The sequence below is a fragment of the Brachybacterium sp. GPGPB12 genome, from assembly GCF_038396325.1.
Lineage (GTDB): Bacteria > Actinomycetota > Actinomycetes > Actinomycetales > Dermabacteraceae > Brachybacterium > Brachybacterium conglomeratum.
Genome location: NZ_CP149573.1, coordinates 3,348,626 through 3,362,533, shown reverse-complemented (window position 1 = coordinate 3,362,533; position 13,908 = coordinate 3,348,626). Strand labels below are relative to the sequence as shown.

Below are 13,908 nucleotides of genomic sequence, written 5' to 3'. Positions count from 1 at the left end.
CATCTGCTTGCCGGTGACCCTGGGCGGCGGTCCCCGCGCGACGACGGCGGCGCTGGCGGTGATGAGCCGCGGCGCGGTGTCGCGCGTGGTGGCGTACAACCTCGTCGTGGCCCTGTTCGTGCTCGCCGAGCGGGCCACGGCCGGCTCCGGGGCGCTGTTCTCCGCGCTCACGCTCGGCACCGCGGACGCCCAGGACGTCGGCTCGCTCTCCCGGGTGGTGCTCTCCCTCCTCGGCTTCGCGGTGCTGGTGAGCTTCGTGGTGTTGCTGGTCCTCGCGGTGCGGACGAGCTCGCGCCTGCGCGGCGCCGCGGTGCCGGCGCCGACGCCGAGCCGCCCCGAGGCCCCCGCACCGGTCTCCCCCGCGCGCAGCGAGCCGCCGTCGCCGTCGGCCGGCCCGTCGCCCTCCGTCGGCCCGTCGACGGGGTCCAGGACCGGGCCCGCTCCCGCCGCCGCGGCGCCCATGGACCGACGCGCGCTGACCGGCGCGCTCCTGGGCCTCGGCTCCGTGCTCGGGGCGACCGCGCTCGGCGGCTCCCTGGACCGCTCCCAGGGTTCGATCCCCGACGCCGCCGGCACCGCGGGCGCCGCCGCGAGCGCCGCCGCCGTGACGCCCACCGGGGAGACCACCACGATCGCGGTGTCCATGGCCGCGATGCGGTTCACGCCCGACAGGCTCGAGGTCCCTGCCGGGAACACCCTGGTCATAGAGCTGAGCAACGACGATCCGCATGACGTGCACGACCTCGTGCTCGCCACCGGCGCGACCTCGGGGCGCCTGCGACCGGGCGAGTCGACGGTCCTCGACGGCGGCGTGGTCGCCCATGACATGGAGGGATGGTGCTCGATCGTCGGCCATCGCGCGATGGGGATGACGCTGAGCATCGTCGCGACCGGTGCCGCGACGGGCACGTCCGCCGACGGGGGCGCCGTGGCCGCGGGGTCCGGGACCGACGAGCTCGCCCGCGTGCCCGCCGACATGATGGCCGCCCCCGGACCGGCGTTCGCCGTGCGCGATGCCCGCCTCCCCGCCGCGACGGGTCCGCAGCAGCGGGTCACCCTGGAGGTCGTCGAGGTCGCCGCCGAGATCGCACCGGGCGTGACCATGGACGCGATGACCTACGGCGGCGCCGTCGTCGGACCGGTGCTGTGCTCCGAGCTCGGGGCGCGCCTGACCGTCGACCTGGTCAACCACGGGTCGATGGGGCACTCCCTCGACCTGCACGCGGGCCGCGTCTCCCCCGACGAGGCGATGCGCACGATCCCGCCGGGTGAGCGGCTGGAGTACGCGATCACCACCGACCATTCCGGGATCTGGCTCTACCACTGCTCGACCATGCCGATGTCGGTGCACCTGTCCGCCGGGATGGTCGGCGCGCTCGTGGTCCCGCCGCCGGAGCTCGCGCCCGTCGAGCGGGAGTACGTGCTGGTGCAGTCGGAGCACTATCTCGTGCCCGCCGGCGCCCCCGGCTCCGAGTCGACGACGCACGAGGGCGCCCTGCCGGTGAGCCCCGTGAAGATCGCCGCCGAGCGCCCCGACCTCACGGTCTTCAACGGCCATGCCACCCAGTACGTCCACTCCCCGCTCGAGGCTCGGGTGGGCGAGCGGGTGCGGCTGTGGGTCCTCGCCGCGGGCCCGTCGCGCGGGATCTCCTTCCACGTCGTCGGCGGGGTGTTCGACACCGTCTTCAAGGAGGGCGCCTATCTGCTTGCGTCCCGAGGACGACGAGGGCGGCGGGGCGCAGGCGCTCGATCTCGCCGCGGCCCAGGGCGGTTTCGTGGAGCTGGTCTTCGACGAGCCCGGCACCTACACCGTCGTGAACCACTCCTTCGTGGAGATGGAGCGAGGCGCTCGCGCCCTGATCCGCGTCACGGCCTGAGCATTCCCCCGGGGCGCGCACGGCCTGTGGCCGGAGAACGCCCGTGCGGCCGCCCGGCGCCCGTCCCTCGGAGAGTCGGCGGTGCTCGGAGCACGCGGGGCCGCGGGATACCGTCGGCCCCATGAACGCACCGCCGCCCTCCTCCGGACTGCACCACCTCGAGCTCTGGACCGCGGACCTCGCCGTCTCGGAGCCGGCCTGGCACTGGCTGATGACCACGCTGGGCTGGCGGGCCGAGCGCGTCGAGGCCTGGGAGCTCGGGCGGATCTGGCGCCACGCCGACGGCTCCTATCTCGTCCTCGAGCAGTCCGAGGACGTGCGCGGCGAGAACGCCGAGAGGCGCGCCCCGGGCATGAACCATCTCGCGCTGCGGGTGCGGGACCGCGAGCTGCTGGACCGGGTCCGACGGGACGGGCCCGGGCACGGCTGGCGGGAGCTGTTCGCGGAGCACTACCCGCATGCGGGCGGCGAGGACCACACCGCCTGGTACGCGGAGGATCCTCACGGCATCGAGGTCGAGCTGGTCGCCGGCCCCTGACCGCCGCGGCTCGCCCCTGCGGCGCGCGGCCCGCGCGCCGGCCTGCTCAGAGCTTGGTCAGCGGGGCATAGCGCAGCGCAGCAGGCGCTTGCGGCCGTGGGGATCGCGGAACTGAACCTCGACCTGCGTCTTGTCACCCTGCCCGGAGACCTCCGCGACCGTGCCCATCCCGAAGGAGTCGTGGGTGACGCGGTCGCCGACGGCGAGCCGCGGGAGCTTGTCGGTGGGCGTGGCGGTGCGGCCGGAGCCGAAGCTGGGGCGCTTCACGTCGGCGCGGCCGCCGCCGACCCCGCCGCTGAAGGACGGCCCCCGGCCCCCGCCGCGACCGCCGCCGAAGCTGGAGCCGGAGCCGCCGGAGAAGCCACCGCCGCCGAACCCGGCACCGCCGAGGGTGGAGCCGGCGCGCGCCACGTCCAGGACCTCCTCCGGCACCTCGTCGAGGAAGCGGCTGGCGGGCATGTACTGGGACTGGCCCCACATCGAGCGCATCTGGGCGCGGGTGAGGTAGAGCTTCTCGCGGGCGCGGGTGATGCCCACATAGGCCAGTCGCCGCTCCTCCTCGAGCTCGTCGGGATCCTGGAGCGTGCGGCTGTGGGGGAAGGTGCCGTCCTCCATGCCGGTGAGGAACACGACCGGGAACTCGAGGCCCTTGGCCGTGTGCAGGGTCATGAGGGTGACGAACTGGTCCTCCTCCCCCGGCGGCTGATCCGCGTCCGCGACGAGGGAGACCTTCTCCAGGAAGCGATCCACGAGGCTCGCCTCGGGATCGTCCGGCGCGGTCAGCGCCGCATCCGGGGCGATGTCGGCGCCGACGGGGTCGGTGGCGGGGGCCGCTCCGGCGACGACGGCGCCGGCCGCGTCCTCCTCGGTCTCGGCGGCGCCCTCCGCGCCCCCGGCCGCGGCGGCGTCGCCCTCCTCGTCCTCCATCTCGCTGGCGAGCGCGTCGAGCTCCTCCATCTGCGCCTCGAACTCCGCGGCGACGCTGATCAGCTCGGCAAGGTTCTCCAGGCGGGACTCGTCCTGCGGGTCGTCGCTGCCCTGCGACTCGGCGTAGTAGCCGGAGCGGGTGAGGATCGCCTCGAGCGACTCGGCGGGGCCGTCGCCGCGCTCGGCCATCTCCTGGAGGTCCTCGAGCATCGCCACGAAGGTGCGCACGGCGTTCAGCGAGCGGGTCGCGATGCCCGGCGCCTCCTCCGCGCGGCGCGGCGCCTCCCCGAAGCCGATCCGGTCCCGCTCGGCGAGCATCGCGATCGCGGCCTCGGCCCGGTCGCCGATCCCGCGCTTGGGCACGTTGAGGATGCGGCGCAGGTTGATCTCGTCGGCGGGATTGGCGAGCACCTGCAGGTAGGCGATCGCGTCCTTGATCTCGCGCCGCTCGTAGAAGCGCGTGCCGCCCACCACGCGGTACGGCGACCCCACGCGGATCAGCTGGTCCTCCAGCGCCCGGGACTGGGCGTTGGCGCGGTAGAAGATCGCGATGTCCCCCGCGCGGCGGCCGTCGTCCACGAGCGCGTCGATCTGGCGGCCGATGTAGCGGGCCTCGGACTGCTCGTCGTCGGCGACGTAGAGGGTGATCTGCTCTCCCTCGCCCTGGTCGGTCCAGAGGTTCTTCTTGCGGCGGCCCTGGTTCTCCTCGATCACGGCGTTCGCGGCGGTGAGGATGTTCTGGGTCGAGCGGTAGTTCTGCTCCAGCACGATGGTGCGCGCGGAGGGGAAGTCCTGCTCGAACTCGATGATGTTGCGGATCGTCGCACCGCGGAAGGCGTAGATCGACTGGTCGGAGTCACCCACCACGGTGAGATCGGCGCGCGGGTCCTCCCCCACCAGCTCCCGCACCAGCTGGTACTGGGCGGTGTTGGTGTCCTGGTACTCGTCCACCAGCAGGTGGCGGAAGCGGCGCCGGTAGCCCTCGCGGATCGCGGGGTTATCGCGCAGCGGCGCGACGGTCAGGCCGATCAGGTCGTCGAAGTCGACGGCGTTGGCCTGGCGCAGGCGCTCGGTGTAGTTCGTGAAGATCTTCGCGAGCGTCTTCTCGAACGGGTTCTTCGCGCTCTCGGCCTGATCGGCGAAGTCGATCGGGTCCACGAGGTCGTTCTTCAGCGTCGAGATGCGGGAGGCGAGCGCGCGGGGGGCGTGCTTCTTGGTGTCGAGCTGGAGGTCCTTGGCGATCGTGGTGATCAGGCGCAGCGAGTCGGCGCTGTCGTAGATCGTGAAGGAGCTCTTCAGCCCGGCCGCGGCGGCGTCGCGGCGCAGGATGCGCACGCAGGCGCTGTGGAAGGTGGAGACCCACATCGAGCGGGCGGCGGGGCCGATCAGCTCCTCGACGCGCTCGCGCATCTCGGCGGCGGCCTTGTTGGTGAAGGTGATCGCGAGGATCTCGCCGGGCGGCGCCTCGCCGGCGCGCGCAGGTGGGCGATGCGGCGGGTGAGCACGCGGGTCTTGCCGGAGCCGGCGCCGGCGACGATCAGCGCGACGGGCGCCCCGGTGCTCGACCGCCTCGCGCTGGGCGGGGTTCAGGCCGTCGACGAGCTCGGCGAGGGCGGGTGAGTCCGCCGGGACCCGACGACGGGACGGCGCCGGGGCGGGCGGGGCGGCGACGGGCGCGGGATCCTCCCGCGGCGGCTCGTCCTCGTAGGGCGGCTCCTCCTCGTACGGGGGCTCCTCGTCCTCGGGCGGCGGCTCGCGGTCGAGCAGGTCCGGGGCCTCCTCCTCGCGGTGCGGCTCCTCGCCGTCGGTGCGTCCGTCGGCGCGAGCGTCGTCGTCGGCCGCGGCCCGGGAGGGCGGGGCCGAGGGCGTCACCTGCACGCCGTCCAGGCGGCGGAAGGCGTCGGGCAGCGAGAGGTCGTCGAAGAGTGAGCTCATGAGGCCTCCAGGATAGGCGCGGGGCCCGACAGCGGGTGTCTTGCCGGGCCCCGTGGGGACGGAGGTCGCGGTGGAGGGGAAGTGGGCTCCCTCGTCGCCGCGCGCACCGCCCGCGGCTCCGCCGCTTGGCGGGAGGCTCCCCGCGGGGATCGGATCAGACAAAGACCGCCACGATGATGTTGACGATGATCGCGGTGGGGATGCCGAACCAGACGGCCGAGGGGGTCTCGGTCTGCTTCCTGTTCGCGATGTAGGCGAGGACGGTGGCGACGATCGCCAGGAGCGACTTGATGCCGAGCTTCATGTGGTTCGGGTCGCCGCCGATGGAGACGAGGGCGGCCAGGACGATGCCGAACACGAGCGCGCCCGCGGTGGCGTGGGCCATCCCCTTGTTCGGGACGCGGGTGCGGGCGGAGGCGACCCAGGTGCCGAGCGCCACGGCCCAGCAGATCATGTGCGGACGACGAAGAGCGAGATCAGAAAGGACATGACACCATGTTAGATCCCGGGCCTGGGAACTCGGGCGACACAGCGTGCGAGAATCACCGCATGTCAGAGGCATCTCCCGGCCCCCAGCACCCCGCACCGGAGCCCCCGAGGGCGCAGAGCCGGCGCGGAGCACGGACCGGGCCTCGCGGGCGGTCCACAGCCCGGAGCGGCTCGCGCCGCTCACCGAGGACCTCGGCTCCGCCCCGCCGGAGCGTCCCGGCGCCGGGCGCCTGCTCGCCGCGGCGGCCTCGGGCCTGCTGGTGATCGCTCTGCTGGTCTGGGGCCTGCCGTGGGCCACCGGCGCGAGCTGGGGCGAGATCGTCGCGAGCCTCGCCGCGGCGCCGTGGTGGTCGGTGCCCGCGATGCTCGTGCTCGGCGCGGGGGCGCTGCGCTGCTGGAGGCGATGACGGTCCGCGCCGCGGTGCCCGGCTCCCGCCCCTCCCCCGTGTTGCAGGGCCACGTCGCCTCCCAGGGTGCCGCGCTCGCCCTGCCGGGCGGGTCCGTGCTCGGTCTGGGACTGCTGGCCTGGGTCCTGCGTCGCAGCGGGATCGCCCTGCCCGTGGTGCTCACCGGCATCCTCGCCGCCTCGCTGGTCGAGATGGCGATCACCTCGGTGCTGGTGCCGCTGCTGGGCGCCGGCTCCTACCTGCTCGGCTCCGCCCTCACCCCGGCCGGCGCGCTCGCCGCCGGCTGGCTGTGGGCGGCCGCCGTCGCCGCGACCGGCGCCGTGATCGCCCTCGTCCTCAGCGCGGTGCTCGCTGCGCCGCGGCGTGCTCACGGCGGCGCTCGCACAGGCCGACGGGATGCTCCCCGCCGGGGCGTCGGCGGAGATCCTCCACCAGCGGGAGGCGCTGGTGGGGATCTTTGCGGCGCCGGCTCCCCGCCCTCGCGCGCCCACGCTCGCGGCGCGGGCGCTCCAGCTCGCCGCTCTGTGGCTCGCGATCGAGGCGGTCGGCGCCGAGGTGCCCGCGCTGTTCGTCCTCGCCGTCTTCGCGCTGGGCAGGGTGCTCGCGCTGGTGCCGCTGACGCCGGGCGGTGCGGGGATCTCCGAGACCGTCAGCGGGGCGGCGCTGGTCGGCCTCGGGGTGGGCTCGGCCGATGCCGCCGCCGCGATGCTCCTGCTTTGCTGGTCGCGATGCTGGTGGTGCCGCTGCTGGCAGGGGCGGTCGCGATGCCCGCGGTGCTCACGCGGACCCCCGCGCGGCGCTGACGCGTCCCGCGGCGGCGGCACGGGCGTCGCGTCGGCACCGGTCGGGCGCGGGCCGGGGCCGCGTCGCCGCTCAGCCCTCGTCGTCCTCGTCGAAGTCGGGGGTCTCGATGCCGAGGGCGGAGGAGGGATGCGCGAGGAATCCCTCCTGGACACTCGGCGCAGCGGGAAGCCGCCGATGCTCGCCCCGTGCTCGGTGCCGACGAAGGCGGGCTCGGCGGCGACGACCGCGGCGACCTCGTGCACGTGGCGGCTCGCCTCCCTGCCGCGCCCCAGGAAGCCGGCGCCGGTGTAGCCGCCCATGCGGCGGCCGCTGAGCCGCTCCGCCCGGACCGCCTCCTGGTCGAGCCGCTTCGCGGCCGCGCGCAGACCCGTGACCAGGCGTCCCAGCTCGGGATGCTCCTCGCGGGTCCAGCGCTCATGGACCTGCTCCCCGATCTCGCGGACCTCGGGCTCCTCGGCGCGACCGGCCTGGGCCAGCGTGTTCGCCAGGCGCAGGCGCAGGAGGGTGAGCCGATCCGCCCCACGGCGCTGGGCATCGGCGAGGGCTCTGAGGCCATGGGGGTCCGCGGTCATCGCGCTCCTCCTTGTCACGAGGTCTCGGGGGTCACGAGGTCCCGGTCTCGGAGGCGTCGGGTCCCGCGGTGCGGCCTGTCCCGGTCATCGTAGGCGCTGAGAGCAGATCCGTGGCCAGCCAGTCGTCGAGGATCTCGATCGCCGTCGCCCGCACCGGCGGATCGGAGAGGAAGACGTCGTGCCGCGCCCCGTCGACGGGCACGATCCGCACCCGGGGGCCGAGCCGCCGCGCCGCGGCGGCGAGGGAGCGCACGTCCAGGACGGTGTCGGCGCGGAGGGCGCGCTCGCCCCGTCGTGACGTGATCGCGGTGCGGTCCGAGTGCATGACCAGCGCCGGTGCGGCGAGCGGGCCGGCCGCGGCCAGACGCCGGTGCCCGTCGAGCATCGCCCGGAGGGTGCTGGCGGGGAAGCGGTGGCCCCCGGGCGGCTTCAGCTCGAGGTCGTAGTCGTAGTCCCCGCCCAGGTCACGATGGGTGGCACGGGCGTAAGCGTCGTCGCCGACGGGGAGGATGGGCCTGCTCCTCAGCCGGCGGGCCATCAGGTGCACCGGGCGCTCGAGCGACTTCCGCGCGCCCGGTCCGAGGTGCATCTCGAGCCACGGCGAGTTCAGGACCAGGCCCCGGACCGCGCCGGGATGGCGCGGCGCGTAGAGCGTCGCGACGAGTCCTCCCGCGGAGTGGGCGAGGATCACCGGGGGCATCTTTGCGGCCGATGCGGCGCAGCGACGCTCCGATCTCCTCGTCGTATCGGCTGAGGTGGTCGATCTCGGTGGGCGTCTGACCGGGCAGGATGCTGCGGCCGTACTTGCGCAGGTCCAGGCCCCAGACGTCGTGGCCGCGGGTGCCGAGGTGATCCATCAGGTCACGGTCGAAGACGTAGTCCGACCAGCCGTGCATGAGCGGCACGGGCGGGGTCCGTCCGGTGCGGGGAGCGTCACCCGGGACGGGCTCGCGGTGGATGAGGCTCGCCTGCAGCGGTCCCTCGTCGTCGCTGCCGAGGTCGATCCGGTGGAGCGTGTAGCCCGCTCCGAGCACCGGGTCGGTGCTCACACGTCCTTGGAGCTCTCCCGCAGCGGCTCGACGACCTCGCCGCGGCGGTAGCGGCGGTGACCGCCGAGGGTGCGCATGTAGGTGAGCTTGCCCGCCTGGGCCCAGCGCGTGACGGTCTTGGGGTCGACATGGAACATGCTCGCGACCTCCGCGGGCGTCATCAGCTCAGCGGCGTCGTCCCCGTCGGGCACTCCACCGGGGTGCTGATCCGTGGAAGCGTTCATCGAGGAGGAGACCTTTCGCTGGGGGAGACGGCTCGAGACGGGACGGGGGTCCCCACTGCACTCGAGTACCGAGATAAGACTACCCGGTACGGTGTATGGGCCGGTAGAAGGCGGGCCGCGAAACGCCCAATTCCTTCGCCGGGCGGTGCTCCGCCCGTCACACCGGGCGCCGCGGAAGGGACGTCGGGCACGTCCGGAGGGTCGCGGTTCGCCGTCGGCCGGAGCGACCATGTACTCTGGGCCTCCGAAACTAATGCCATCCTCCGGGTCGTCGAGAACACCCGGCACCCGACGCACAGGGGGTCAGATCCATGGGTCGCGGCCGACAGAAAGCCAAGCACACCAAGGTGGCACGGGACCTCAAGTACTACAGCCCGCCGACGGATCTCTCGGCGCCGCAGCGGGAGCCGCAGTCTCAGCGGAGCGAGACCTCCTCCGCCGACGGCGACGACTGGGGCGAGGACGCCGAGGACTGGGCCGACGAGGACGCCCCGTCCGCACATCGCCGCTGAGCGGCGCGCGGCAGGCTCCGCGGAGCACCGTGGCACAGCAGGAGGGCCGACCGATGGGTCGGCCCTCCTGCTGTGTGCGGGGTGGCCGCTCAGGCCCAGCCGGGGTGCTGGCCGGCGAGCATGACCGCGCCGCCCTCGACGCCCTTGGCGCCGGCGACGACGTGCTCGAGCGCATGGCCGGGCTCGGGCAGGGACTCCTCGGCCACGACCTCGCCGATCGCGCGGGCACCGAGGCCGCGCTCGGCGAGCACGGCCAGGACCTCGTCGGCCTGCTCCTGCGCGACCAGAGCGACCATGCCGATGCCCATGTTCAGCGTGCCCTCGAGGTCGAGCCGCGGGACGGAGCCCCACCCGGCGACGCGGGAGAACACGGGGGCCGGCTCCCAGAGGGCGCGGTCCACGCGGGCCGCGAGGCCGTGCGGCATGACCCGGGCGAGGTTCGCGGCGAGCCCGCCGCCGGTGACATGGCTGAGGGCGTGGACCGCGCCGACGGTGCGGGCGTCGCGCGCACGGCCAGCAGGTCCGCGGCGTAGATGCGGGTGGGCTCCAGGAGCTCCTCCCCCAGCGTGCGGCCGAAGTCCTCGACGCGGCTGCTCGAGGGTGAGCCCGGCGGCGGAGACCACGGCGCGGACCAGGGAGTACCCGTTGGAGTGCAGGCCGGAGGCGTCCATGCCGATCACGACGTCGCCCTGGCGCACCCGGTCGGGGCCCAGCAGGTCGTCGGCCTCGACCACGCCGACCGCGGCGCCCGCGACGTCGTAGTCCTCGGCGGACATCAGCCCCGGGTGCTCGGCGGTCTCCCCGCCGACGAGGGCGCGACCCGCGAGGCGGCATCCCTCGGCGATCCCGCGCACGATGTCGGCGATCCGCTCGGGCACCACGGCGCCGCAGGCGATGTAGTCGGTCATCGCCAGCGGTGCGGCGCCGACCACGACGATGTCGTCGACGACCATGCCGACCAGGTCCTGGCCGATCGTGTCGTGCACGTCGAGGGCGCGCGCGATCGCGATCTTCGTGCCGACGCCGTCGGTCGAGGAGGCGAGCAGCGGGCGGCGGTACTCCTTCAGCGCGGAGACGTCGAGGAGCCCGGCGAAGGCGCCGATCCCGCCGAGGACGTCGGGGCCGTGCGTCGCCGCGACGGCCTCCTTCATCAGCTCGACGGCACGGTCGCCCGCAGCGGTGTCGACACCGGCGGAGGCGTAGGTGATCGCGTCGCCCGAGGCGGGGCGGGGGTGGTGTTCATGCGTCCTTCCCGACGGCGGCCGGCTCGCCGGGGCGAGCCTGGAGGATGCCCTGTGCCCGGGCGACGGGCTCCGGCAGGGCGACCGGGTACTTCCCGGAGAAGCAGGCGGTGCACAGCCGCTCCTCGGGCTGGCCGCTGGCGGCGATCATCCCTTCCTCGGAGATGTAGCCGAGCGAGTCCGCGCCGAGCGAGCGGGCGATCTCCTCGATGCCCAGGCCGTTGGCGATGAGCTCGGCCCGGGAGGCGAAGTCGATGCCGTAGAAGCAGGGCCAGCGCACCGGCGGCGAGGAGATCCGCACATGGACCTCGGCGGCGCCGGCCTCGCGCGACATCCGCACCACGGCGCGGCGCGTGTTCCCGCGCACGATGGAGTCGTCGATGACCACGAGGCGCTTGCCCTGGATCACCTCGCGCAGCGGGGTTGAGCTTCAGGCGGATGCCGAGCTGGCGGATGGTCTGGGAGGGCTGGATGAAGGTGCGGCCCACGTAGGCGTTCTTGACCATGCCCTGCCCGTAGGGGATACCGGACTCCTGGGCGTAGCCGATCGCGGCAGGGGTCCCGGACTCGGGGGTGGGGATGACCAGGTCGGCCTCGACGGGGTGCTCGCGGGCGAGCTGGCGGCCCATCTCGGCGCGGGACTCGTTCACGCCGCGTCCGGCGATGCGGGTGTCGGGACGGGCGAGGTACACGTACTCGAACACGCGACCCTTGGGCTCCGCGGGGACGACCTGCTCGCTGTGCAGGCCCTGCTCGTCGACGACGACCATCTCGCCGGGGGCGACCTCGCGCACGAAGCTCGCGCCGCAGATGTCCAGCGCCGCGGTCTCCGAGGCGATGACCCAGCCGCGCTCGAGCCGGCCCAGCACCAGCGGGCGGATGCCCTGCGGGTCCCGCGCCGCGTACAGCGCGGTCTCGTCCATGAGGGTGAAGCAGTAGGCGCCGCGCAGGTGCGGCATGACCTCGCGCAGCGAGTCGGCGAGGGTGCCCTCGGAGTTCAGCAGCGCGGTGACCAGGGCGGTGTCGGTGGTGTTGCCGCGGGCGAGCTCGCCGGTGCGGGGCGTGCCCTGCCGCTCGTGGATCAGCTCGAGCGGCTCCTCGGTGTTGACGAGGTTGCCGTTGTGGGCGAGCGCCACGGTGCCCTCGTGCCGGGGGCCGAGGGTGGGCTGGGCGTTGGACCAGACGGACCCGCCGGTGGTCGCGTAGCGGGTGTGCCCGATCGCGATGTGCCCCTGGAGGGTGCCGAGCGAGGCCTCGTCGAAGACCTGGGAGACCAGTCCCATGTCCTTGTAGACCAGGATCTGCGAGCCGTCGGAGGTCGCGATGCCCGCGGACTCCTGGCCGCGGTGCTGCAGCGCGTACAGCCCGTAGTAGGTCAGCTTCGAGACGTCCTCGCCGGGGGCGAAGACGCCGAAGACCCCGCAGGCGTCCTGCGGGCCCTTCTCCCCGGGGAGCAGGTCATGGGAGAGTTTTCCGTCGCCGCGTGCCACCGGTCCATGATGCCACAGCGAGGACCTGACGCCGCCGTGCGGTCCGTCCCGCGGGCAGGGCGCGGCAGGCAGGGGTGCGGCACCCGCCCGCCGACGCGGTCCCCGGTGCGGGAGGCGTGCGCTCGACCGCGGGGTGCATGCACTCGGCCAGGGGATGCGGGCGCTCAGCCGCGGCGGCGGTCCTCGCGGCGGTGGCGGCGGGCGTCGACGAACGAGGCGATCGCGGCGAGCGGGAGCCCGATCACGACCATGGCCAGCGAGACGAAGTTCACGACGCCGCGGAGGTCGCCGAACCCGAACAGCGGCACACTCAGCAGGGCCAGGATCCCGGGCACCAGGAAGGACAGCAGGACCCAGAACCCGAGGGCGGGGGCGCGCCGGCGGCGGACGTAGAGCGCGGTGCGCGGACTCCCGGCCTCCTCTGGCTCCCCGGCGCCGTCGGCGTCGGTCGGGTCGGCGGTGGGGGCCGAGTCGACGGCATCCTCCGCGGCGTCCGTGCGACCCGTCAGGTGCTCGCGGTTCTCGTCGTCGGGACGGGCCTGGGGGTTCTCGGTGGTGTTCACGGTGTTCACAGCTCTCCTGCGGCATCGACCGCCGCGGCGACGATCGCCGGGTCGGTCAGGGTCTCGGGGGCGTCGGGCTCGACGGGCGCACCGGGCCGCCGACGGGCGGAGAGGTGCACGGAGCCGACGCCGGAGCGTCGGACGAGGTCCACGACGTCGGCGGGGCGGACCCCTCCCCCGGCGCAGATCTCGACGAGGTCCTCGGCGGCGTCGACCATCGCGGAGAGGTCGTCGGCGCCGTCGAGGGCCCGAGCCTGCCCTCCCGAGCTGAGAACTCGGTGGATCCCGAGGCCGATCGCGGCCTGGACGGCGGCGACGCGGGCCTCGCGCGAGGGCATCGCGTCGACGGCGCGGTGCAGGGTGAGGGTCAGTCCGCGGCCGGCGCGCTGGGCGGCGAGGAGGGCGCTGTCGCGCACGGCTTCGAGGGCGGGGAGGTCGAGCTCGCCGGCCTCGGTGAGCACCCCGAGCACGACGCCCGCGGCGCCGGCGTCGACGACGGCGGCCGCCTGGTCCGCCATCTGCCAGGTCGCGTCGGCGTCGGCCGCGAACTCGGCCGGCCTGCCGAGGAAGTCCGCGCCGCTCGCCCGGGGGCGGATCAGCGCGTGCACGTCGAGGTGGGGCTTCGCGTCCCGGGCGGCGACGAGCTCGCGGGCGCGGCGCACGACCTGCTCGACGAGCTCGGGCGCGGGGGTGGTGCCGCCGAGGTCGAGGTCCTGGCACAGCTCGATCCGGTCGGCGCCGGCGCGCGCGGCGACCTCGAGGCCGGCGAGGTCCTCCACGGCGATCTCGACGGCGGGGCTCATCGCGTCTCCTCGGCGGTCTGCTCGCCGCGGTCCGGGGCCGACCCGTCGTCGTTCGGCGCCTCGCCGCCGGCGGGCCGCGCGCCGGTGCCGCGGGCGGTGCGGACCGTGCGTCGCGGGCCGGGCAGGGGCAGCGGCTCGGAGAGGTCGCTGCGCTCGCCCGAGGCGGTGACCCGGCCGTCCGCGACGGCGTCGGCCCAGGTCAGGTCTCCGGTGACGAGAGCGAGCCAGGTCGCGGCGTCGGTCTCGACCACGGCGGGCGGGGTGCCGCGGGTGTGGCGGGTGCCGGCGATGGCCTGGACCGCGGCGTAGGGCGGGACCCGCGGCTCCACGGCACCGCCGGGATGCTCCTCGGCGAAGAGCTCCAGGGTGTGCCGCACGGCGGGGGCGAGCACCGGGCGGCGCGCGGCCGCGGGATCCGTCGCCCAGGCCGCGAGCGCGGCGCGGCCGGCCTCGGGGTCGGTACGGCGGGTCACCACG

Annotated in this window: 12 protein-coding genes and 3 pseudogenes; 6 read left to right on the top strand and 9 right to left on the bottom strand. The window is 74.6% G+C overall.

Going from position 1 to position 13,908, the window contains the following annotated elements:
* Positions 1–13: 13 nt before the first annotated feature.
* Together WKH84_RS19600 and WKH84_RS19595 are read left to right on the top strand one after the other, a co-directional pair.
* A complete protein-coding gene (locus WKH84_RS19600; protein ID WP_341856977.1) occupies positions 14–2,002 on the top strand; it encodes a multicopper oxidase domain-containing protein in 1,989 nt (662 codons plus the stop codon).
* The gene (locus WKH84_RS19595; protein WP_341854831.1) at positions 1,999–2,415 is read left to right on the top strand and encodes a VOC family protein; all 417 of its coding nucleotides are present in this window, start codon (positions 1,999–2,001) and stop codon (positions 2,413–2,415) included. Before WKH84_RS19600 ends, WKH84_RS19595 begins: the two co-directional genes overlap by 4 nt.
* Before the next feature lie 46 nt (positions 2,416–2,461).
* Here WKH84_RS19595 and WKH84_RS19590 read toward each other — a convergent pair.
* Together WKH84_RS19590 and WKH84_RS19585 are read right to left on the bottom strand one after the other, a co-directional pair.
* Positions 2,462–5,277, bottom strand: a pseudogene (locus tag WKH84_RS19590) (UvrD-helicase domain-containing protein).
* A gap of 154 nt (positions 5,278–5,431) precedes the next feature.
* The gene (locus WKH84_RS19585) at positions 5,432–5,731 is read right to left on the bottom strand and encodes a hypothetical protein (protein WP_341854830.1); all 300 of its coding nucleotides are present in this window, start codon (positions 5,729–5,731) and stop codon (positions 5,432–5,434) included.
* Between the two features lie 79 nt (positions 5,732–5,810).
* Between WKH84_RS19585 and WKH84_RS19580 the strand changes: the two genes are divergently transcribed.
* The 3 genes and pseudogenes from WKH84_RS19580 to WKH84_RS19570 all read left to right on the top strand — a co-directional run bounded on the left by WKH84_RS19580 (position 5,811) and on the right by WKH84_RS19570 (position 7,268).
* Entirely contained in the window at positions 5,811–6,173 is a 363-nt protein-coding gene (locus tag WKH84_RS19580; RefSeq protein WP_341854829.1) for a hypothetical protein, read from the top strand.
* A gap of 396 nt (positions 6,174–6,569) precedes the next feature.
* Positions 6,570–6,827 (top strand): annotated as a pseudogene (locus WKH84_RS19575) (lysylphosphatidylglycerol synthase domain-containing protein); the annotation flags it as partial.
* 276 nt (positions 6,828–7,103) lie between these two features.
* Positions 7,104–7,268 (top strand): hypothetical protein, encoded by a 165-nt coding sequence (locus WKH84_RS19570; protein WP_341857046.1) that lies wholly within the window; start codon positions 7,104–7,106, stop codon positions 7,266–7,268.
* A 312-nt stretch (positions 7,269–7,580) separates the two neighbouring features.
* Here the strand turns inward: WKH84_RS19570 and WKH84_RS19565 are convergent, their stop codons facing one another.
* Positions 7,581–8,240: an alpha/beta hydrolase gene (locus WKH84_RS19565; RefSeq protein ID WP_341854828.1), complete on the bottom strand. Its 660-nt coding sequence runs from the start codon at positions 8,238–8,240 to the stop codon at positions 7,581–7,583.
* Between the two features lie 354 nt (positions 8,241–8,594).
* Positions 8,595–8,822, bottom strand: a complete 228-nt coding sequence (locus WKH84_RS19560; protein ID WP_341854827.1) for a BldC family transcriptional regulator — start codon at positions 8,820–8,822, stop codon at positions 8,595–8,597.
* Between the two features lie 311 nt (positions 8,823–9,133).
* Here WKH84_RS19560 and WKH84_RS19555 point away from each other — a divergent pair, with 311 nt between their 5' ends.
* Complete coding sequence (locus WKH84_RS19555) at positions 9,134–9,334, top strand: DUF3073 domain-containing protein (RefSeq protein ID WP_341854826.1); 201 nt, start codon at positions 9,134–9,136, stop codon at positions 9,332–9,334.
* Positions 9,335–9,423: 89 nt separating this feature from the next.
* On the opposite strand, the gene WKH84_RS19550 is transcribed toward WKH84_RS19555, so the two are convergent.
* From WKH84_RS19550 to WKH84_RS19530, 5 genes and pseudogenes are all read right to left on the bottom strand, one after another.
* Positions 9,424–10,485 (bottom strand): phosphoribosylformylglycinamidine cyclo-ligase, encoded by a 1,062-nt coding sequence (locus WKH84_RS19550; RefSeq protein ID WP_341854825.1) that lies wholly within the window; start codon positions 10,483–10,485, stop codon positions 9,424–9,426.
* Between the two features lie 88 nt (positions 10,486–10,573).
* Positions 10,574–12,065: pseudogene (gene purF, locus WKH84_RS19545) on the bottom strand (amidophosphoribosyltransferase).
* Positions 12,066–12,229: 164 nt separating this feature from the next.
* Complete coding sequence (locus tag WKH84_RS19540; protein ID WP_341854824.1) at positions 12,230–12,637, bottom strand: hypothetical protein; 408 nt, start codon at positions 12,635–12,637, stop codon at positions 12,230–12,232.
* Positions 12,634–13,431: a copper homeostasis protein CutC gene (locus tag WKH84_RS19535; RefSeq protein ID WP_341854823.1), complete on the bottom strand. Its 798-nt coding sequence runs from the start codon at positions 13,429–13,431 to the stop codon at positions 12,634–12,636. The genes WKH84_RS19540 and WKH84_RS19535 overlap by 4 nt, the downstream gene beginning before the upstream one ends.
* Positions 13,428–13,823, bottom strand: coding sequence for a sterol carrier family protein (locus WKH84_RS19530; RefSeq protein WP_341856976.1), 396 nt, complete (start codon positions 13,821–13,823; stop codon positions 13,428–13,430). Before WKH84_RS19530 ends, WKH84_RS19535 begins: the two co-directional genes overlap by 4 nt.
* Between the last annotated feature and the right edge of the window lie 85 nt (positions 13,824–13,908).

Bases quoted from the DNA above. Each gene is read 5' to 3' on its own strand.
- WKH84_RS19555 (WP_341854826.1), top strand. From the start codon at position 9,134: ATGGGTCGCGGCCGACAGAAAGCCAAGCACACCAAGGTGGCACGGGAC.
- WKH84_RS19550 (WP_341854825.1), bottom strand. From the start codon at position 10,485: ATGAAGGAGGCCGTCGCGGCGACGCACGGCCCCGACGTCCTCGGCGGG.
- WKH84_RS19570 (WP_341857046.1), top strand. From the start codon at position 7,104: ATGCGCGAGGAATCCCTCCTGGACACTCGGCGCAGCGGGAAGCCGCCG.
- WKH84_RS19585 (WP_341854830.1), bottom strand. From the start codon at position 5,731: ATGATCTGCTGGGCCGTGGCGCTCGGCACCTGGGTCGCCTCCGCCCGC.
- WKH84_RS19535 (WP_341854823.1), bottom strand. From the start codon at position 13,431: ATGAGCCCCGCCGTCGAGATCGCCGTGGAGGACCTCGCCGGCCTCGAG.
- WKH84_RS19560 (WP_341854827.1), bottom strand. From the start codon at position 8,822: ATGAACGCTTCCACGGATCAGCACCCCGGTGGAGTGCCCGACGGGGAC.
- WKH84_RS19595 (WP_341854831.1), top strand. From the start codon at position 1,999: ATGAACGCACCGCCGCCCTCCTCCGGACTGCACCACCTCGAGCTCTGG.